Genomic DNA, 19,177 nt, shown 5'->3' with positions numbered 1-19,177 from the left:
ATTTTTAAGAGGATTCTCTCAGCATGTTCAGCAGGGCGGTTTCATCAAGGATGCTGACCCCCAGCGCCTGGGCTTTGCTGAGCTTGCTTCCCGCCTCGTCGCCTGCCACGAGATAGCTGGTTTTTTTACTCACGGATCCTGATACTTTCCCTCCGCAGGCCTCGATTTGTTCTTTGGCCTGAGAGCGGGTGAGTGTGGGCAAGGTGCCGGTCAGTACAAAGGTGGAACCCGTGAGCTGCTGGTTGGAGGCCGTCGCGTTGGCTCGCGTTTGTTCCTCCTCATTGAGAGACAGGCTGAATCCGAGGCTGCGCAATGCATCGAGGAGCTGTTGATTGGCTGGGTTGGAAAACCACTGCTGCAAACTTTGGGCAATTTCATGGCCGATGCCAAAGATGGCGGTGATGCTCTCTGGTGCTTGACAAGCCGCTTGATTCAGGCTGTCTGCATCGGAAAAAGCAGCGGTAATCGCCTTGGCGTTCACCTCTCCAACGTGATGGATTCCGAGGCCATAGAGCTGTTTGGCCCATCCTTGAGAGCGGGATGCTTCCAACGCCTGAATTAAATTCTCGGCGCTTTTTGCGCCCATGCGCTCCAGGCTGCCAAGCAAGGCCATGTCGAGGCGATACAGGTCTGCAATCGATTGGACGAGGCCTCGATCCACCAGTTGCTCAATGAGCTTGCTGCCCAGACCATCCACATCCATGGCCCCCTTGCTGACCCAGTGGCGCAGGGCACCCCGCAGGATCGCGGGGCAGCTGCTGTTGATGCAGCGCGTGGCGGCTTCGCTGCTTTCGCGCACAAGGCTGGATCCGCAGGCTGGACAGGTCTTGGGGAGCTCCACGGGTTGGGCCAGCGCAGGCCGTAGCTCCGGCAACACCCGCACCACTTCCGGGATGATCTCTCCTGCCTTGCGCACCACAATGGTGTCGCCGTTGTGGAGGTCCAGTTCCACCAGCCTGTCGGCGTTGTGAAGGCTGGCCCGGCTAACGCTCGTGCCGGCCAAGAGCACAGGCTCGAATTCCGCCACTGGGGTGATCACCCCGGTGCGTCCCACCTGACAGCTGATCCTGAGGATCTTGGTGGGCGCTTCTTCTGCTGGGTACTTGAGCGCAATCGCCCAGCGTGGTGCTTTTTGGGTGAATCCCGCTGCATCCTGCAGCCGTAAATCATTGAGCTTCACCACCACACCGTCAGTGGCGTAATTGAGCTGCCGGCGCTCTGTGTCCCAGGTGTCGAAGAACTGCTCCACCGATGGAAGGTCTGGCAATAAACCCGCATTGGGGTTCACCTTGAATCCCGCATCTCCCAGCCATTGCAGGGCATCCCATTGGGTGAGTGGTCGTCGTCCTTGCCAATCGTCCGGCAGTTGCAGTGTGTAGGCGAAAAAGTCCAGCCGTCTCGAGGCCACCACGGTTGGATCCAGTTGGCGCAACGTTCCAGCGCAGGCATTGCGGGGATTGGCAAACAGTGATTCGGCGCGGCTTAGGCGTTCGTTGTTGATGGCCTGAAAGGTGGCATCGGGGATGAAGGCCTCGCCACGCACTTCCACCCAGGCTGGTGCCGGTTCGATGTGCAAGCGCAAGGGAATGGAGCCGATGGTGCGCACGTTGGCGGTGATCTCTTCTCCCTGTTCTCCGTCTCCGCGCGTTGCCGCCCGAACCAGGACGCCGTTTTCATAACTCAGGGCAAGGGCGTTGCCGTCGATTTTGAGTTCTCCCACCATGGCCAGGGCCGGTTGGGGAGATCCTTCGGCGGGAGCGCGATCCAGCACCTTGAGCAATCGGCCATACCAGCCATGGAGCTCGTCGTGGTTAAACGCGTTGTCGAGGCTGAACAGGGGAATCCTGTGGCGCACGCTGCTGAAGCCTTCCGATAGGCGCCCACCCACGCGCTGGGTTGGGCTGTCTGCACTCACCAAGGCTGAATCTTGGTGCTCTAGCTCTTGAAGCTCCTTGTAGAGCTGGTCGTACACCGGATCTTCCATGACCGGAGCGTCGAGGACGTAATAGGCGTGTGCCGCTCGGTTGAGCAGGCGCCGCAATTCCTCTGCTCGCCATCGAGAGCTGCTGGACGATCTAACCGGCTGCGACCCACTCAACGCTTCGTGCTCAGCTGTTCACGGCGACGATGCGCTCGATCTTCCAGGACTCATCCGATTTGATAAATGTGAAATCCAGGGGCATCTCTTCCTTGTCGTCTGCGATCAACTTCACGGTCAGGATGATGTTGCCTTCCTGCAGCCGGGGGCGACCAGATTTGAGATTGCGGAAGCGATTGAGCTTCAAACCCGCCAGATAGCGAATGAACTGTTGACGGTTCACGTGCTGGCGATAGTTCTTGGTGGTGAGCAAGTAAGCAGCATCGATTCTTCCCGCTGCCACTTGCGTGAAGAACTGCTTGATCAGCGGATTGATGCCACGGGCGCTCAGCACCAGCTTCACCGCCGTGATCGTCCAGTAGAGCAGCAGCGCTCCACCGCCGGCTAATAAAGCCTTGCTACCGATCTCGCGAACCAAGCCCAGTTCCATCGGGGTGCATCCGAATGAGTGAAGATTCTGACTGACTGGATGCAGGAACGAGGCAGACTGAGCCGACTTTCGTGCTGTTTGGCTTCTTTCTCAGTCCCCATGCCCCTCGAGCCACTGCTGCCTTTGTTTCACAGGCTTAATCGAGAACATTTCGATGGCGGCCTGGTGCGGGGCACGGGCCCCCTGGTCTCCTTGCGCTGGAGTGATGGGCGGATGCGCAAGACGGCGGGCTTTTATCGCCGCGGGCCGGCGGTTGCACCGCCTCTTGGTCGGGAGATTGTGCTCTCAAAACCCTTGCTGGATCCCTTGCCACGGTCCGCCACCGAGAGCACCCTCTGTCACGAAATGATCCATGCCTGGGTGGACCTGGTCTTGGGGCAACGGGAGAGTCATGGCCCTTGCTTTCGGGCCCAGATGGAGGCGATTAATGCGTCTCAAACTCGATTCAAGGTGAGCATTCGCCATCGTTTTCCGGTTCAGCAAAGCCCCCCGCGTTGGATTGCCATCTGTCCGATCTGTGAACAGCGGACTCCCTATCGGCGCCGGGTCAGGCAAGCGGCTTGCAGGTTGTGCTGTGATCGGCATCATGACGGTCACTGGCATGTGAGTTGTCTACTCAGCTATGTACCTGCCCCCGCTCAGGATTGAGATGGATTTGTTTCTTTGGGTCCTAGAAGCTGGCGGGGTGTCGATTGCGTTGATCGGTTGGCAAAGGGAGCGTTGGCTGCAGCAGCGTCGTCGTTAAGGTCAGGAGATGGATGGACGTTTTCAACCTCGGCAGCGCATTCAGGGGCAGCGCAGTCAGGGGCAGCGCAGTCAAGATGTTGGTGATCGGCGATTGGATCAGTGGCTTGAAACCGGCCGCCAGTTGGTGGATGGTGTTGCTGGCACGCGACCTGGGCGAAGGCCTGGTGGAGGAGCCCGTCCTGGCATGGATCTCGAAACCGTGGGTCGCTGGGTCGGCGACAAGATCGATTGGCTGATGGACGAAGAAGAAGACTGGAGGGATCCGGTTCAACCACCCCTGCGGGCTGAATCGTCTGTTGCATCAAGCCGTAAGCGACCTCTTGATGCGATCTCACGGCGGGTGAATGTTGCACCGCTGCCTGAGCCTGAGTCCTTCTATGGGGAGGCTGACAACAGTTGGCCTGATGACGAAAGTTTCCGCGTGGAGCGCTGGTCCCGGTCTGCACCCCCCCCATCAACGGCGTCCCCATCAACGGCGGCATCGCCCCAGCCTCTGTCCCGTGGTTCCTCCAGGCGCCCCTTGCCTCGTTCCAGCCGGCGAAGGGACTGATCGCTGGGACGTTTGCTCTCTAACCTTCTGAAAAGACGTTGTCTGTATGAGCAATTTGGTGGTTGTGGGCTTTCCAAAAGCTCAAGAAGCGGAGGAGGTGCGCCGCGAGCTGGTCACGATCCAACAAGAGCATTTGATTGCTCTTGAGGATGCCGTGGTGCTTGAGCATGGAGAAGACGGCCATGTGCACTTGCGTCAGGCGATCAACATGACGGCGGCTGGAGCGATGGGAGGAAGCTTCTGGGGTCTGTTGATCGGTTTGGTTTTTGCCAACCCGTTGCTAGGTCTCGCCGTGGGTGCGGGGGCTGGTGCCGCCTCTGGATCGCTCAATGACATGGGCATCAATGACAACTTTTTGAAAGAGCTCGCGGAAACCCTTCCTGTGGGCAGCGCTGCTTTGGCGTTGTTAGTGAGAGAGGCCACGCCCGATCGTGTGATTGAGCGTCTACGTCGCCATGCGCCCCATGCCCGGTTGATCCACACCAACCTCAGCCATACCGATGAAGACCTGCTGAAGGAGCAACTCGAGCGGGCACGCCGGCAGGCCGAAGGCCTCAGGTTGGGTTGATTAAGAGGGTTGATTTAGGGGCTGGTGCATTCTTCGAAACGTTGGACCTGAAAGCGACAGCCTCGATGGCTGAGTTGATGGTTCACCTCTTCGATCAGATCAAATGGCAGATCTTCAGCCATTTGATCTGGGCTCGTCGAGACAGAGGCCGATCCCTCTTCCATGGCTTCGAGCAAGGTCACCCACTGTGAAATCTGTTCGCTGCGATGGATGGGGTGGTTGCCATGCTTGGAAAGCACAGCGGCGCAGATCTCGACGTTCCAGCGGTTTGAGGTGCCGTGCTGATATCTGTTGTGGCGCTGAGCGGCACCGGCTGTGATGGCTGCTTGGGTTGGATGTCCGTTGTGGTCGCGCCATCCCTCATGGTCGAGAGCGTGGCCGCAATGTCTGGCTGAAAGCCCAAAGCGGCGTCCGAGGTCGGACAGGGTTAGCCACTGGGTCGTTGTCATGAAACCATCGCAACTAGCGTCATGATCCCGATCGCCTGATTTGCTGCAAGTTGACAAGCACAAATTTGGCGAAAACGCTGGCTTTCTTCATCTAGAAAGATGAAGTGGTTGGCGCGGGGTCGTTCCGAGCCATTCTTCCAAGGCAGGGCTGAACACTTCACGAATCACCGTGAGCTCCCGTCCTTGACGGAAAAAACGGTAGTGGCGACTCCAAAAGGGTCCAGAGCAGCCAAACCGTTTTTCAAGCCATGGTTCTTGTACCAGCGCTAAACCATCCACCTCGCGGAAGAGCTCAGAACGACCCTGCGTGAGGCTGAGCCAGATCGGCAGGTTTCGGTCTTGCAAGTGTTGGTTGGCTTCGTCCTGGTTCCACCAGCTTTCAGCCCAAGCCAAGGTTTGCCCTCCACAACTCAACCAAACCTGACGGCGGAGGAGGGGAGGGGTGAGTTCCTGCACTTCGCGGGGGCAGCCGAGAGAAGCTTGTCCCACGGGTTCTTCCGCCATGGCAATCAGTTGCACGGCCACTGGATGTCCTGTGAGCAGGCGCAGGTGACGGGTTGGACTGCCGTCTCCTAAAAGCATCAATCTCCAGGGGCCCGGCAATTCACCTGGGTCATCACCGGCCACAATCGTTTCGGCAGGTGCCTCCCACACGCAGGTGGGAGAGGGCCGCAACCCAGAAGACAACGCTTGCCCTGAAGGTGATGTCAGAGGACCCCTCCCACCGAGACGGATTGGAGGTTGATGTTGAACGTTTTGCTTTGCAAATCCTGTTGTTTCAGGGAAATTTGGCGCACCCTAACCAGCCTTGCCTTCCTGGCCCGCATGGATTGGTCACCACAATTTCAGGGTGGGTATGGCTGATTGCTGGGCTGGGGTTGGCTTGCTTCGGTGATTCCGAATCTCAGAGTTCAGTAACCACTAAAACGAAGGGCCAATTCAAGGGCGCCAAGTCCGCAGAGAAAGGTTCCGCCAAGCAAAGCAGCTTCTTTAAAAGAACGAGCCATGATCATCAGGGCAGAACCCACGACTAACGCTCCAAAAAATCTAAATGGAATCTCGAGCTCCAATATTGAGACGTGTTTCATGAATCAATCATCAGGCGTCTTTGCGGCGCTGATTTCACTCAACTTCATGAAGTTCCTGGCGGAAAGGTTGAATCCCCCAGCTTTGTCGGGCGAAAGGCAACGTTTCTACACTTTGATTTACTGATCTAAATTTATAAATATCCAATGAGAGAAGGATTGGTTGTCTCTTCTGGGTATATAAGCTTATGGTCGCTCAGATTTTCGCTGGATCCACATCAGTGATCCACGGTTGGCATGTGCTATTTGCGGCGATGTCTAATGAAGAAGTGGTGCGGGGTCAATCGCCATCATCTGCCCATTTTTGAAGCGACGCAGCTCGAAGTGGAGATGAGTGGTACTGGCATGGCCACTTTTCCCTACATTCCCTATTGGCTCTCCCGTTTGGATGATTTGGCCAGGTCTGATTCGAGCACTGAGTAAATGGCCGTAAAGGGTTTGCCAGCCATTGCCATGATCAAGCAAGACAGTTAGTCCGTATCCAGAAATAGGTTGCACGATTAATGCTTTTCCGGATAGTGCAGCCAAAACTCCTGTTCCGGCGGGTGCGATTAGATCATGTCCTGTATGCAAGCGCCACTTGTTTCTATGGTCTGAAAATCGCCAACCGTAGGGACTCACTTCCTGGGCAAGCGTGGGAAGCGGGTATTCGAGTGTGATCCTCTCTCCACGTCTGATGGGCCACAGGCGTTGAGGGAGAGGTCTGACTTTTGGCCCCAGCAGAGCAAGGTCGGAGACGCTTGTCAGAATGGGCGTATCCCTTGGTCGTGAAGGTTTGGCGTCAGCATGGGAGCTGGCAAGACTTGCGATCAGCATGACGGCCAATGTCTGTCGATTCACTGGCTACAAGCACAATGAACACGTTGTATCTCTCATTCGTGAGGATGCAACGCTTCTAAGCATTCCACGTATTTCTTTTCCTTTGATTGTGGTGTTAGCAGGGTGATCCTGTTTCTGGCGATCTGACTGCAATCAGGATCGTAATGTTTGTGATCAAGGCCTCTATCTCTTGGCCTTTTTGCTTAGAAAGCACCGCCGATCGAGAGAGATTGGCGTTCACCGTTGCGTTCAATGACGGCACCTGTGCTTGAAATGCTCAGCAGTGACCAGCCACTGTTGCCGATGCTTTCTCCAGGTGTGGCAGAGAGAGATTGATTGTCTAATTGGAAGATGGCCGATCCGCCGACTTCAGCGTGCACAATTCCCACCAGAGCAGGCTGGCTCTTGGGAGCTGGGGCTACAGGATTTGGACTGGCCTCGGAGCCGCTGGATGCGGCTGGGGCAATGGCGGCACTGAGCGGAAGAGTGAGCGGCTCGAGGTTGGGAAGTGTGGCAACCGCTTCAGGTTCTGCTGGTTTGGGAGGTGGAGAAGGGGAGGGTTTGGGAGTAGCGCGTGCTTTGAGCTTTTCGGTGAGCGCGAGATTGCGCTCGCGATAGAGGGCTTGTTCCGAGAGGTGCCAGCTGCGCGCCAGCCAAGCACTGCAGAGCAGGGCGCCGAGTGTCACGCCAATCAGGGTGAGCTGCTGCCAGGGAGGTGTACTGGAACGCGCTGTTGGAGGTGGATCCGCAACTGATTTGCGGGTGGGATCTGGGGACGGTTCCACTTGAATTTCAACGGCCTTCAGGGAAGGCTCCGCCGCCTGGAACACCTGGTCCATGACTTGTTCTGCACGCAGATTCCAGTACGCCGTGGATGTGGAGAGGCGAGAGGGCACTGCAAACCTTTGGTTGAGGCAAACCTATCGAGAGTTGGCGGTGCTGGCGAGGTCTGGATTTGCTTTCGATCGGCGCTGTTGCAGCTCCAGCCAAAGCAAGAGGGCCGTGAGGTCTGCTTGGCTCACGCCAGGAATGTGGGTGGCCTGGCCCAACGTGGTGGGCTGAATGGCAGCTAGCTTTTCGCGCGCTTCTCGCGACAAGGTGCCGATGCTTGCGTAATCAAGATCGACGGGGAGTTTGCGCAGGCTCTGACGTTTGACCTGGTCAATCTGTTGTTGCTGGCGCTGAAGATAGCCGCTGTATTTGATATCGATTTCGGCGCCCTCTCTTACCGCGAGGGGAAGCTCCGCATCGGCCAGGCCATGGCGCACGAGATCTGCGGAGTGGACGCCTGAGCGACGCAAGAGATCCGCGAGCGTGATCGAGCCTCGGATCGGAGCTCCGCTTTCTTTTTCAATGGCTGGTGCGACAGGGTCGCTGACCTTGAGGCGAACCGTTTCGAGGCGCTGCTTTTCGTCTTCCATGGCCTGGAGCTTGTCGTTGAACAGCTGCCAACGCCGGTCGTCAATCAGTCCAAGCTCACGGCCCAGGGGGGTGAGGCGCCTGTCGGCGTTATCCCCACGCAACACCAGCCGGTACTCACTGCGACTGGTCAAGACCCGGTAAGGCTCGCGTAAGTCTTGGCTCACCAGATCGTCGATCATCGTGCCGATGTAGCTGTTTTCCCTCGGGAAATGCACGGGCTCTTGGCCTCCGATCAGTCGGGCGGCGTTGAGGCCAGCCACCAGGCCTTGGGCCGCGGCTTCTTCGTAGCCAGTGGTGCCGTTGAGTTGCCCGGCACTAAACAAACCCTGTACGCGCTTGGTTTCCAGGGAGGGTTTGAGTTGGGTGGCGGGAAGGTAGTCGTAATCCACGGAATAGGCCGGCCGAAGCATCACGCATTGCTCCAAGCCCGGCAGGGTGCGCAGCAGGTCCAGTTGGATTGTTTCTGGCAACCCCGTAGAGAAGCCCTGCACGTAAATCTCTGGGGTGTCGCGTCCTTCTGGCTCCAGGAAGATTTGGTGCGAGTCTTTGTCTGCAAAGCGCACGATCTTGTCTTCGATCGAGGGGCAATAGCGCGGGCCTTTGCTGTCGATGATGCCGCCGTAAATCGCGGTGAGATGCAGGTTGTCTTTGATCAATTGATGCGTAGCTGCTGTGGTGCGGGTGATGTGGCAGCTCATCTGTTCGCCGCTAGCCCAGGCCGTTGGGTCAAACGAAAAGAAGCGATCGGCGGCATCACTTGGTTGTGCTTCCAATTGCTCGAGCGCAATGCTGCGCCGATCAACGCGAGCAGGGGTGCCGGTTTTGAGCCGATCGGTGTGGAAGCCCAGCTGTTTCAAGGCGTCGGTTAAGCCTTCAGCAGCCTGTTCGCCAGCGCGCCCCGCAGACATCGATTGATGGCCCACCCAGATGCGGCCGCCAAGGAAGGTGCCAGCGGTGAGCACTACGGCTTGGGCGCCGTACACACTGCCGAAGTAAGTACGAATCCCTTTGATCCGGGCCTGGCCGGCTTGCTTTGGATCCCCATCTACTTCGAGGCCCGTCACCATCGCTTCGCGTAGGGCCAGGTTGGGGGTGTGATGCAGCAGCTTCAGCATCTCCCGTGAGTAATGGCGTTTGTCGGTCTGGGCGCGTAAGGCCCAAACCGCAGGGCCGCGGCTGGCATTCAAGACCCTCTTTTGGATGGCGGTGGCATCAGCGAGGCGGCCGATTACGCCACCGAGGGCATCCACTTCATGGACGAGTTGGCTTTTGGCAGGGCCACCAACGGCCGGGTTGCAGGGCTGCCAGGCAATTCGGTCGAGATTGAGAGTGAACAAGGCGGTATTGAGCCCCAATCGAGCAGCCGTGATTGCAGCCTCGCAACCGGCATGACCACCCCCGACGACGATCAGGTCAAAACTTTCTGTGGGGGTAGCGGCGAAGCTCATATTTTTATTGTCTAGTTCCTAAGCCGGCTCCTCGCTCAGGCGGCCAGGTTACGGAAGCGGGTGAACTGGGGCTCGAACAGAAGTTTTACGGTGCCCACTGGTCCGTTGCGGTGCTTGGTCACGATCACTTCGGTGATGCCTCGGTCGGGAGTTTCCGGGTTGTAGTACTCATCGCGGTAGATCATCAGCACCAGATCGGCGTCTTGCTCAATCGAGCCTGATTCCCTCAGGTCACTGAGCATGGGGCGTTTGTTGGTGCGCGATTCCACCCCTCGGCTGAGCTGGGAGAGGGCGATCACTGGCACGTTGAGTTCGCGGGCCATGCCCTTAAGGCCCCTGGTGATCCGCGAGATTTCTTGGACCCGGTTGTCGGGGCTTGATCCCTCCATTAGCTGCAGGTAATCAATCACCACCAGGCCCAGTTCTTTTCCCTGTTCGGCCATCAGCCGGCGGCAGAGCGAGCGCATCTCGAGCACGCCTGAGTTGGGCTTGTCATCGATGTACATCGGTAATTGCCCGAGGGTGTTGATGCCTTGGCCGAGCAAGGGCCATTCCTCCTGTTGCAGCCGGCCGGTGCGCAGGCGGCCCGCTTCGATGCCCACCTCCATCGAGAGCAGCCGATAGGTGAGCTGTTCTTTGCTCATCTCCAAGCTGAACATGCACACCGGAAGGTTGTGCAATTGCGCCACGTTTTTGGCCAGGTTGAGCACGATTGAGGTTTTGCCCATCGCTGGGCGGCCGGCCACGATGATCAGGTCACTGCGCTGGAGGCCTTGGGTCATCGCATCCAGGTCGTAGAAGTTCACCGGAATGCCCGCCACCGAGGTGCCAAGGGATCGGCTTTCGATCTCGTTGAAGGTGCTGGTGAGGATTTCTGCAGTTGGAGTCAGTCCTTTAGAAGGCTTCTCTTGACTGATCGCAAAAATCTTCTGTTCGGCCTGATCCAGCACCTGCTCCATCGGCAGGCTTTGGTCAAAGCCCAGCTGAATCACTTCATTGCCGGAACGGATCAGCTGCCGGCGCAGGAACTTATCCATCACTAGCCGGGCTACCTGTTCGATCGAGGCCGTGGAGGCCACCCGCTCCACCAGCTCCACCAAGCGGCCGCTACCGCCCACCTTGTCGAGCGATCCCGTATCGGCCAGCCAGGCGGTCATCGCCGTGAGATCGGTGGGTTTGCCCTGGCTATGGAGCATCACCGCGGTGCGGAAGATCTCCCGGTGCGCCCCTAGATAGAACGCCTCAGGTTGGAGCACGTCGGCGACGCGGCCGATGGCATCGGGGTCGAGCAGGATTCCCCCTAAAACAGCTTCTTCAGCCTCCAGGTTTTGGGGCGGAAGCGAATCGGGCAGGGCTTCGAAATTGGGCTCATCGCGTGGACGGCCCTTGCCATAGCCCCGCTGTCCCCCACCTTCACTCGCGCTGTGATCGGGTTGGGAGACACTCACCATGGCAGTGAATTGGCGCCGTTAAGTGACCACACTCTGGCTGGCCGTGACGGCGATGCCAGAAATCAATAACTGACGACTTCGAGGTTGATTTCTGCTGTGACTTCGCTGTGCAGCTTCACCTGCACCTTGTAGGAGCCTGTGCGGTGGATATCGGGAACAGTGATATCGCGGCGATCCACTTCTTTCTTGGTGGCTGCTTCGATCGCTTCGGCAACATCGCCATTGGTCACGGTGCCAAACAGCACGTCGTCTCCGCCGGTTTGCTTCTTCACGGTGAACCGTCCGATCGTGTCGAGAGCGGTGCGGAATGCCACAGCATCCTGCTTGAGGGTGGCTTGGCGCTCGGCCTCCTTGGCCCTGCGGTGCTCCACCTGCTTCATCACCGCGGGGGTGACGGGAACAGCTTTTCCGAAGGGAAGCAGGAAGTTGCGGGCGTATCCGGGTGCCACATCAACCAGATCGCCATTACGGCCCAGGCTGAGGATGTCCTCATTGAGTACGACTTGTACGCGCTTGGCCATGGCGATTTAGAAGAGGTTGACGATGAGAAGCGATTGCGAAGTTTACGACGCGACCGGTAGGCGCACCTTGGTTGCGAGCCCTAAGGCGCGCATCAGGCGGATGTGTTCCCAAGTGAGATCGATCTGACCCGGTTGCATGCCATGGCGTGCGGAATGGGGGAAAGCGTGGTGATTGTTGTGCCAGCCCTCGCCGAAGGTCAGTGCCGCCACCCACTTGTTGTTGCGTGATGCGTCACCGCTGTCGAAGACAACGTTGCCCCAGCAATGGGTGGCGGAGTTGACCAGCCAGGTGACGTGATAAACGACCACCAAGCGCAAGGGAATGCCCCACAACACCAAGGCCCAACCGCCGGCACCTGTGGCGGTGCCGAGCCAGAACAACAGCAAGCCAAGGGGGAGCTGGAGCCAGAGGAAGTGGGCATTCAGCCAGCGGTAATAGGGATCGCTTGCGAGATCGCCGGTGAGACGAGGCACCGCAGGCATGGCTTCGATCGGGTGAAACATCCAACCCATGTGGCTCCACCAGAAGCCGCGATGACTGTTGTGATGATCTGCATCCGTATCGGAAAACTTGTGGTGATGCCGGTGCAGCCCCACCCAATCGATGGGGCCGTGTTGGCAGCTCAGGGCCCCGCAGGTGGCAAAAAATCGTTCTAGCCAAGTGGGTAGGCGGAAGGATCGGTGCGTTAAAAGGCGGTGATAGCCAAGGGTGACGCCGAGGCAGGCTGTGACCCAGTACAGCACCAGCAGGCTGGTGACCGCAGGCCAGCTCCAGAAGCCAGGCAGGAGGGCCACAACTGCGAGGGCGTGGATCACGATCATGAATCCAATCGTGACGGAATGCTGGTGATTTTTAGGGCTGTTTGCCGGTTCGCCCTTGCGTGGACGATGAAGAAGCCTTGCTTGAGCCGCTGCCAGGTGCGAAGCTGCCGGCCGACTGGGCGGCGAAGGGGTTCTGATCGTGCTTGAAACCATGCCTAATCCGCTTGATGTCCATAAGCTACACCTAATAAGGATCCGTATCAAGTGACAAAGGAGGAAGTTGTTTCTGATCATGTGACCAAGGGTTACCGGGATCGGCTCGACGAGGGCCGTCGGGCGATGGCGCACTTGATCCATGTCTGGCATGAGCGCAATGGCTGGTCTCACAAGGTGTTGCCCGCCCTCGCGGATGCTCTCGATCTCGGCCGTGTTCACAACTCCCAAATTTCGAACCTGCGCAACGGCAAGCTCGCCTCTCCCGGTCCCGAGGTGTTCCTGGCCCTCGGGCAAGCCAACGCGATCCTCAACGCAGGCTTGGATCCGATCCAAGAGCATCTCGCTGAGGTGCATCCCGATCTGCTCAAGGTGCTCAAGGTGAGCGCGGTGCCTGTTGTCAGCGCCAACGGCACGCCGCTCGGAGCAGGGGAGTTGTTGGAGATCTTTGTCGGCCTTGCCCCGTTGCCACCGGGTTTTGATTGGCGCATTGATCCTGTGGAGGCGGCCGCCTTAAGTGCAGCGCTTGCAGATTCTCTCTGCAGAGGGCAGTCATGGCGTAAGTGTCGCGATCAGTTGATGAGCGCCTATCCAGTCGGAAAAAGCCAACGCCGTGAACGCTTCGCCGCCGTTATGGCGGGATTGCGTGATTACTCAGCCGAGGAGCTTGATGGGGAGTTTCTCGATCTCCACGCCACCTACCTCGCTCTGGATGGTCAAAACGGGAAGACGCCAGCCGCATTCCTAGAGGAATTGCGTCGCCGTCTCCCCAGCCAGTCAACCCGCGACGATCAGCCGGAGTAGCGGGCTTGTCGCACTTTGCGGGTGAGTCCGAGTTTGCGCAGCAGTCGGATGTGCATCCAGGTGATGTCGAATTCGAACCAGCGCAAGCCATGGCGGGCGCTATCTGGATAGGCATGGTGATTGTTATGCCAGCCCTCTCCAAAGGAGAGCACCGCCACCCACCAGCAGTTGCGTGACAGATCAGGGCTGTTGAAGTTCCGGTAGCCAAACGCGTGCGTGGCGGAATTCACAAGCCAAGTCACGTGATACACAACGGCAAGACGCAAAGGGATGGCCCAGAGAACGAGGCCGACGCCACCACCGTGCACGCCTGCAGCCTCTCCATACCAATACAGAGCTAACCCCAGGGGGATTTGGAGCAAGAGGAACCAGCGGTCAAGCCAGACATAGAAACGATCACTCAGCAGATCGCCCGCATAGCGATGCTTCTCTTTTAAAGCCGGGATGTCATGGAGCATCCATTCGCTGTGGCTCCACCAAAGGCCCCGCCCCGCATCGTGATGATCATTGGGCTGATCGGAAAAGCGGTGATGGTGGCGATGCAACGCCACCCAATCGATCGGTCCGCTCTGGCAGGCCAGGGTGCCCATCACCACGAGAACCCGTTCCAGCCAACCGGGCACTTCAAAGCTGCGGTGCGCCACAAGCCGATGCAGGCCCAGGGTCACGCCAAGCACGGTCATCCAGTACAGAACGCCGAAGGCAACCAGACCCTGCCAGCTCCAAAAGCGTGGGAGTAAGGCCACTGTTGCCAGCACGTGGATGACCACCATGAAGCTGGTGGTTCCACCTTTGAGGCGGCGTTGTTGTGAGGGGAGCGTCTGACGCGGCGCCATCACGGCTGCGCGCATGCGCAGCTCGCGTTTGGTGTTGGCGTCAGCCTGGGTGGATGTGACCAAAAGAGTCTCCTTGCACCGGATCTAGGGATTCAGACGACCAGAAGTCGGCGAATTTTGAGTCGGTTGGAAGATGCGAATGTAAAAGAACTCAGCACAAAAAGTGCGAATAAGAAGCGATGGGTTCAAATCCTGCGAATGACGTGATGGGGCTAAAGACCGCTGAAGCGTGGGCGAGAGCGCGCATTCGCCAAGCGCGAGATCAGCTCAAGCCCATGGCAGAGCAGCGCACGGCAGGCGTGTCGGTTCGCTTGGAAAAGGTGCTGAATGCCTTCGCTGCTGAGCGCGTTGGGACGCAGCATTTCGCGTCTGTGAGCGGCTATGGCCATGGCGATCAGGGACGAGAGGTGCTCGATCGTGTCTTTGCCAGGGTGCTTGGTGCCGAAGCCGCGGCGGTGAGACTTCAATTTGTGAGTGGCACCCATGCCATTGCGGCTGCTCTGTTTGGGGTGTTGCGCCCTGGAGAGCGGATGCTTTCGATCACTGGTCGCCCCTACGACACCCTTGAAGAAGTGATTGGTTTAAGGGGAGAGGGGCAGGGGTCTCTGCGGGACTTTGGCGTGCAGTACGACGAACTTCCCCTGCTCGACTCTGGAGCGGTCGATGAGGCGGCCTTGGATGCGGCTCTAGAAACACCCCGCCGGCTGGTGTTGATTCAGCGCAGCTGCGGATATAGCTGGCGCCCATCGCTCTCGATCGACACGATCGGCCGCCTCTGTGAGCGCATTCATGCCCGCCAGCCCGATTGCGTGTGTTTCGTAGATAACTGTTATGGAGAGTTGGTGGAGGAGCGGGAGCCACCGGAGGTCGGTGCCGATCTGGTGGCCGGTTCGCTGATTAAGAATCTCGGTGGCACGATCGCTCCCGCTGGCGGGTACGTGGCAGGGCGGGCCTCGTTGGTGGAACAGGCGTGCTGCAGGCTGACCGCTCCAGGAATTGGCAGCGAGGGCGGAAGTGGTTTTGACCTGCATCGCCTGCTGTTGCAGGGCTTATTTCTCGCTCCGCAGATGGTGGCGGAAGCCTTGATTGGGGCTGATTTGGTGGCGGCTGTGTTCGCTGATCTTGGCTATTCCGTGCAGCCCTCTGCAGGGGAGCCCCGAAGTGATCTCATTCAGGCGGTGCAGATCGGAGACCCAGACGCCTTGAAATTGATTTGTCGGGCTTTCCAGGGGATCTCACCCGTGGGCTCCTATCTCGACCCGGTGCCTGCGCCGATGCCTGGTTACGCCAGTGATTTGGTGATGGCTGGCGGCACCTTCATCGATGGCAGCACCAGTGAATTTTCTGCGGATGCTCCCCTGCGAGAACCTTTCAATCTTTATGTGCAGGGGGGAACCCATCGCGCCCATGTAGAGCTGGCTCTGATCAGGGCCCTTGCCGCGTTGTTGACGGCAGGTTGGGTTGATCTGGCGCAGACTGGCTAATAACCGCATCTCGTGGCCCGATGGCCTTCGACTTTCCCGATCAGTTTCGGTTCGCCGACAGCCATGAATACGTTCGTCAAGAAGCGGAGCTCATGCGGGTTGGGCTCAGCGCCTATGCCGTGGATCAGCTAGGCGACATCGTGTTCGTGGATCTGCCTGAGGTGGGGTCTGAGCTCAGCCGCGGAACCAGCTTTGGAACTGTGGAATCGGTGAAGGCCGTTGAAGAGATGTACGCGCCGATCACGGGCGAAGTGGTTCAGCGCAATGAAGCGGTGTTGGGCAATCCTGAGGAGCTTCAGAACGATCCTCATGGGGAGGGTTGGCTTTTGGTCATTCGCCCATCAGAGCCTTCCCAGATGGAGGAGTTGATGGATTCAGCGACTTACAGCGCCAAGGTGGCGGCTGCGTAACTGAAGCTTGATCAGGCCGTCAATGCGGCGGGGACTTCCTTACAGTCGCTGTCATCGCAACCGGCCTTTTGACCTTGCTTGAACAGCGTGTGTCTGACGCGTCGGTGGCTGAGCCACTGTCTCCGTTCGTAAGTCGGCACATCGGACCTGGTGAGCAAGCGCAACAGCGGATGTTGAAGGAGCTGGGGTTTAGTGATCTCGATACTTTTTTACGTGCCGTTGTTCCGGCCAATATTTTTGATTCCCTGCCTCCTGTTGAGACCCTTCCCCGTGGGTGCACGGAAGCCAGTGCATTGGCGGAGCTCCGTGGCTTAGCAGATGCCAATCAGGTGCGCCGATCGCTGATTGGCCTTGGCTACTACGACACCGTCACGCCAGCGGTGATTCAACGTCAGGTGTTGGAAAACCCCTCCTGGTACACGGCTTATACCCCTTATCAAGCGGAGATCGCCCAGGGCCGCCTGGAAGCGCTGTTCAACTTCCAAACCCTGATCAGCGAGCTCACGGGCTTACCGATCGCCAACGCCTCGCTGCTCGATGAAGGCACGGCTGCTGCAGAAGCGATGGGCCTGAGCTTGGCCGCCTGTCGCCGGCCGGAGGCCAAGCGCTTTCTGGTGGACGCCGCTGTGTTGCCCCAGACCTTGGCCGTTTTGCAAACCAGGGCCCTTCCCATTGGGGTGGAGCTGGAGGTGGTGGAGCCCGAGGCGTTCCGCTGGGGTGACGACGTTTTTGGAGTTTTGCTTCAACTGCCAGGTCGTTGTGGGCGACTTTGGGATCCATCCACCTGCATCGCTGCTGCCCATGACAGCGGTGCCCTTGTCACCGTGGCGGTGGACCCTCTTGCCCAAGTGTTGCTTGCACCGGTTGGTGAGCTCGGTGCCGACATCGCTGTTGGCAGCACCCAGCGTTTTGGTGTGCCGATGGGCGGAGGCGGCCCCCATGCCGCGTTTTTTGCCACCCGCGATGCGTTTCGCCGCCAGGTGCCCGGCCGGATTGTGGGCCAGTCTCGCGATGCGGATGGCCAGCCAGCGTTTCGGTTGGCCTTGCAGACCCGCGAGCAGCACATTCGACGCGACAAAGCCACGAGCAACATTTGTACGGCCCAAGTGCTGCTGGCTGTGATGGCGTCGTTTTATGCCATTCATCACGGCCCGGAAGGGCTGGAGGCGATGGCTCACAAGCTTGTGGCCCTGCGGCTTCAGCTCGAGGAGGCGGTGCGTCATTTGGGCTATTCGCTTGAGGCGTCGCCTCGCTTTGACAGTTTTGATGTCTACGGATCGATGGCTCCCCAGGTCCATCGCCTGGCAGCACGGGAGGGCATCAATTTGCGGGTCTTGCCGGATGGAGCTTCCGTCGAGACGGCTCAGGGCTTTGGAGTCAGCCTGGATGAACTCTCCGATTCAGACGAGATCCATCGTCTGATTGCGGTGTTGGCGCAAGCGGTGGAGGCTCCTATCCCATCGAATCTGGATGCGCTGAGCAGCGACGCATCTTTGAGTGGCGTTCCCTGTCGCCGAGCGCCCTGGCTTCAACAGTCGGTGTTTCACCGCTACCACAGCGAAACCGAGCTGATGCGCTACATCCAGCGCTTGGTCAGCAAGGATCTTTCTTTGGTGCACGGAATGATCCCCCTGGGAAGCTGCACCATGAAACTCAATGCGGCTTCAGAACTTGTTCCTGTGAGCTGGCGAGAGTTCGCCGCGATGCATCCCTTCGCACCGCTCGATCAGCAGCAGGGTTCCCAGCGTATGGTTCAGGACCTCGCCACTTGGTTGGCGGCACTCACCGGTTTCGCTGGTGTGTCGCTCCAGCCCAATGCCGGATCGCAGGGCGAATATGCAGGGCTGCTGGTGATTCGTGCCTGGCATCGCTCCCGGGGCGAAGCCTCCAGAAATGTTTGCTTGATTCCCACGAGTGCCCATGGCACGAATCCAGCTAGCGCCGTGATGGCGGGCATGCGTGTGGTGCCGGTGGCTTGCGATGACGAGGGCAATGTGGATGTGGAGGATCTGCGCTCCAAAGCGGAGCAACACAGCGAATCCCTCGCGGCCTTGATGGTCACCTATCCCTCAACGCACGGCGTGTTCGAGGTTCGTATTCGCGAAATTTGTGCGCTCGTGCATGAGCACGGAGGTCAGGTCTATCTCGATGGGGCCAATTTGAATGCGCAGGTTGGGCTTTGCAGGCCTGGCTCTTTTGGGGCTGATGTTTGCCACCTGAATTTGCACAAGACCTTCTGCATCCCTCACGGTGGTGGTGGCCCAGGGGTCGGACCGATTGGGGTGGCGTCGCATCTGCTGCCGTTCCTACCCGGCCATCCGCTCATGGCCTGTGGTGGAGAGCAGGCGATCCAGGCTGTGTCCGCGGCCCCGTGGGGAAGTGCTGGCATCTTGCCCATCAGCTGGATGTATTTGCGTTTGATGGGTCCTTTTGGCCTGCGTCAGGCCACGGCCATTGCCCTTCTCTCCGCCAACTATTTGGCGAGTCGCTTGGATGCGCACTACCCCGTGTTGTTTCGAGGGGAGAGTGGGCTGGTGGCCCATGAATGCATCCTTGATTTGCGGGGCCTCAAGCGAACCGCTGGGTTGGAAGTGGATGATCTGGCGAAACGCTTGATGGACTTTGGCTTTCACGCCCCAACGGTCAGTTGGCCTGTGGCGGGCACGGTGATGGTGGAACCCACGGAAAGCGAGAGTTTGGAAGAGCTGGATCGGTTCTGCGACGCGATGATTGCCATTCGCGTTGAAGCCGCTGCGATCGAAGACGGATCCATGGATCGGGAGAACAACCCCCTGCGCCGTGCCCCGCACACGCTGGCTGCAGTCACAGCCGAGAGCTGGGACCGTCCTTACAGCCGCCAGCAGGCTGCATTTCCGCTTCCCGCGCAAGCCAGCAACAAGTTTTGGCCTTCCGTGGCACGCATTGATAACGCTTTTGGCGATCGAAATTTAATTTGCACCTGTCCAAGCGTTGAAGAGATGGCCGAACCCGTTGCAATGCGGTAAGTTCATTGAAATCGGAAATAAAAGTTTCGATTTCATTCACGCATGCTGACCTGTTTGCACACTGATCGGCAATTG

At 58.6% G+C, this 19,177-nt stretch carries 18 protein-coding genes; 7 read left to right on the top strand and 11 right to left on the bottom strand.

Annotated elements, in window-relative coordinates:
• Positions 1 to 4: 4 nt before the first annotated feature.
• Positions 5 to 2,098, bottom strand: a complete 2,094-nt coding sequence (gene ligA, locus SYN8016DRAFT_RS09530; RefSeq protein ID WP_038014269.1) for an NAD-dependent DNA ligase LigA — start codon at positions 2,096 to 2,098, stop codon at positions 5 to 7.
• A 10-nt stretch (positions 2,099 to 2,108) separates the two neighbouring features.
• Positions 2,109 to 2,528: a hypothetical protein gene (locus SYN8016DRAFT_RS09525; RefSeq protein WP_006854171.1), complete on the bottom strand. Its 420-nt coding sequence runs from the start codon at positions 2,526 to 2,528 to the stop codon at positions 2,109 to 2,111.
• A gap of 99 nt (positions 2,529 to 2,627) precedes the next feature.
• Here SYN8016DRAFT_RS09525 and SYN8016DRAFT_RS09520 point away from each other — a divergent pair, with 99 nt between their 5' ends.
• The 3 genes from SYN8016DRAFT_RS09520 (at position 2,628) to SYN8016DRAFT_RS09510 (ending at position 4,393) form a co-directional block, all read left to right on the top strand.
• Positions 2,628 to 3,176, top strand: coding sequence for a SprT family zinc-dependent metalloprotease (locus SYN8016DRAFT_RS09520; RefSeq protein WP_006854170.1), 549 nt, complete (start codon positions 2,628 to 2,630; stop codon positions 3,174 to 3,176).
• A 106-nt stretch (positions 3,177 to 3,282) separates the two neighbouring features.
• Positions 3,283 to 3,825 carry a hypothetical protein gene (locus tag SYN8016DRAFT_RS09515; RefSeq protein WP_006854168.1) on the top strand — a complete coding sequence of 181 codons (543 nt, stop codon included), beginning with the start codon at positions 3,283 to 3,285 and terminating at the stop codon, positions 3,823 to 3,825.
• A 46-nt stretch (positions 3,826 to 3,871) separates the two neighbouring features.
• The gene (locus SYN8016DRAFT_RS09510; protein WP_006854167.1) at positions 3,872 to 4,393 is read left to right on the top strand and encodes a DUF1269 domain-containing protein; all 522 of its coding nucleotides are present in this window, start codon (positions 3,872 to 3,874) and stop codon (positions 4,391 to 4,393) included.
• 14 nt (positions 4,394 to 4,407) lie between these two features.
• Here SYN8016DRAFT_RS09510 and SYN8016DRAFT_RS09505 read toward each other — a convergent pair whose 3' ends face one another.
• The 8 genes from SYN8016DRAFT_RS09505 to SYN8016DRAFT_RS09465 all read right to left on the bottom strand — a co-directional run bounded on the left by SYN8016DRAFT_RS09505 (position 4,408) and on the right by SYN8016DRAFT_RS09465 (position 12,563).
• The gene (locus SYN8016DRAFT_RS09505; RefSeq protein WP_006854166.1) at positions 4,408 to 4,842 is read right to left on the bottom strand and encodes a hypothetical protein; all 435 of its coding nucleotides are present in this window, start codon (positions 4,840 to 4,842) and stop codon (positions 4,408 to 4,410) included.
• 87 nt (positions 4,843 to 4,929) lie between these two features.
• On the bottom strand, positions 4,930 to 5,496 hold the full coding sequence (locus SYN8016DRAFT_RS09500) for a chorismate lyase (protein ID WP_006854165.1): 567 nt from the start codon (positions 5,494 to 5,496) through the stop codon (positions 4,930 to 4,932).
• Between the two features lie 689 nt (positions 5,497 to 6,185).
• Complete coding sequence (locus SYN8016DRAFT_RS09490) at positions 6,186 to 6,767, bottom strand: M23 family metallopeptidase (RefSeq protein ID WP_141561465.1); 582 nt, start codon at positions 6,765 to 6,767, stop codon at positions 6,186 to 6,188.
• A gap of 182 nt (positions 6,768 to 6,949) precedes the next feature.
• Positions 6,950 to 7,642 (bottom strand): hypothetical protein, encoded by a 693-nt coding sequence (locus tag SYN8016DRAFT_RS09485; RefSeq protein ID WP_038014263.1) that lies wholly within the window; start codon positions 7,640 to 7,642, stop codon positions 6,950 to 6,952.
• 24 nt (positions 7,643 to 7,666) lie between these two features.
• Positions 7,667 to 9,616 (bottom strand): tRNA uridine-5-carboxymethylaminomethyl(34) synthesis enzyme MnmG, encoded by a 1,950-nt coding sequence (gene mnmG, locus SYN8016DRAFT_RS09480; RefSeq protein ID WP_006854161.1) that lies wholly within the window; start codon positions 9,614 to 9,616, stop codon positions 7,667 to 7,669.
• Positions 9,617 to 9,651: 35 nt separating this feature from the next.
• On the bottom strand, positions 9,652 to 11,067 hold the full coding sequence (gene dnaB, locus SYN8016DRAFT_RS09475) for a replicative DNA helicase (protein ID WP_006854160.1): 1,416 nt from the start codon (positions 11,065 to 11,067) through the stop codon (positions 9,652 to 9,654).
• A 62-nt stretch (positions 11,068 to 11,129) separates the two neighbouring features.
• The gene (gene rplI / locus SYN8016DRAFT_RS09470) at positions 11,130 to 11,588 is read right to left on the bottom strand and encodes a 50S ribosomal protein L9 (RefSeq protein WP_006854159.1); all 459 of its coding nucleotides are present in this window, start codon (positions 11,586 to 11,588) and stop codon (positions 11,130 to 11,132) included.
• Positions 11,589 to 11,630: 42 nt separating this feature from the next.
• Entirely contained in the window at positions 11,631 to 12,563 is a 933-nt protein-coding gene (locus tag SYN8016DRAFT_RS09465) for a fatty acid desaturase (RefSeq protein ID WP_038014261.1), read from the bottom strand.
• Between the two features lie 51 nt (positions 12,564 to 12,614).
• Here SYN8016DRAFT_RS09465 and SYN8016DRAFT_RS09460 point away from each other — a divergent pair, with 51 nt between their 5' ends.
• Positions 12,615 to 13,367, top strand: a complete 753-nt coding sequence (locus SYN8016DRAFT_RS09460) for a hypothetical protein (protein ID WP_006854157.1) — start codon at positions 12,615 to 12,617, stop codon at positions 13,365 to 13,367.
• Here SYN8016DRAFT_RS09460 and SYN8016DRAFT_RS09455 read toward each other — a convergent pair.
• On the bottom strand, positions 13,355 to 14,218 hold the full coding sequence (locus SYN8016DRAFT_RS09455) for a fatty acid desaturase (protein WP_006854156.1): 864 nt from the start codon (positions 14,216 to 14,218) through the stop codon (positions 13,355 to 13,357). The two genes, SYN8016DRAFT_RS09460 and SYN8016DRAFT_RS09455, sit on opposite strands and share 13 nt — an antisense overlap.
• Before the next feature lie 164 nt (positions 14,219 to 14,382).
• Here SYN8016DRAFT_RS09455 and SYN8016DRAFT_RS09450 point away from each other — a divergent pair, with 164 nt between their 5' ends.
• The 3 genes from SYN8016DRAFT_RS09450 to gcvP all read left to right on the top strand — a co-directional run bounded on the left by SYN8016DRAFT_RS09450 (position 14,383) and on the right by gcvP (position 19,102).
• Positions 14,383 to 15,687: a methionine gamma-lyase family protein gene (locus SYN8016DRAFT_RS09450; protein WP_006854155.1), complete on the top strand. Its 1,305-nt coding sequence runs from the start codon at positions 14,383 to 14,385 to the stop codon at positions 15,685 to 15,687.
• A 20-nt stretch (positions 15,688 to 15,707) separates the two neighbouring features.
• Positions 15,708 to 16,097: a glycine cleavage system protein GcvH gene (gcvH, locus tag SYN8016DRAFT_RS09445; RefSeq protein WP_006854154.1), complete on the top strand. Its 390-nt coding sequence runs from the start codon at positions 15,708 to 15,710 to the stop codon at positions 16,095 to 16,097.
• 68 nt (positions 16,098 to 16,165) lie between these two features.
• Positions 16,166 to 19,102 (top strand): aminomethyl-transferring glycine dehydrogenase, encoded by a 2,937-nt coding sequence (gene gcvP / locus SYN8016DRAFT_RS09440; protein ID WP_038014255.1) that lies wholly within the window; start codon positions 16,166 to 16,168, stop codon positions 19,100 to 19,102.
• Positions 19,103 to 19,177 lie beyond the last annotated feature (75 nt).

Source organism: Synechococcus sp. WH 8016 (assembly GCF_000230675.1).
Classification (GTDB): Bacteria; Cyanobacteriota; Cyanobacteriia; order PCC-6307; family Cyanobiaceae; genus Synechococcus_C.
This window is presented reverse-complemented; position numbering and strand designations above follow the sequence as displayed.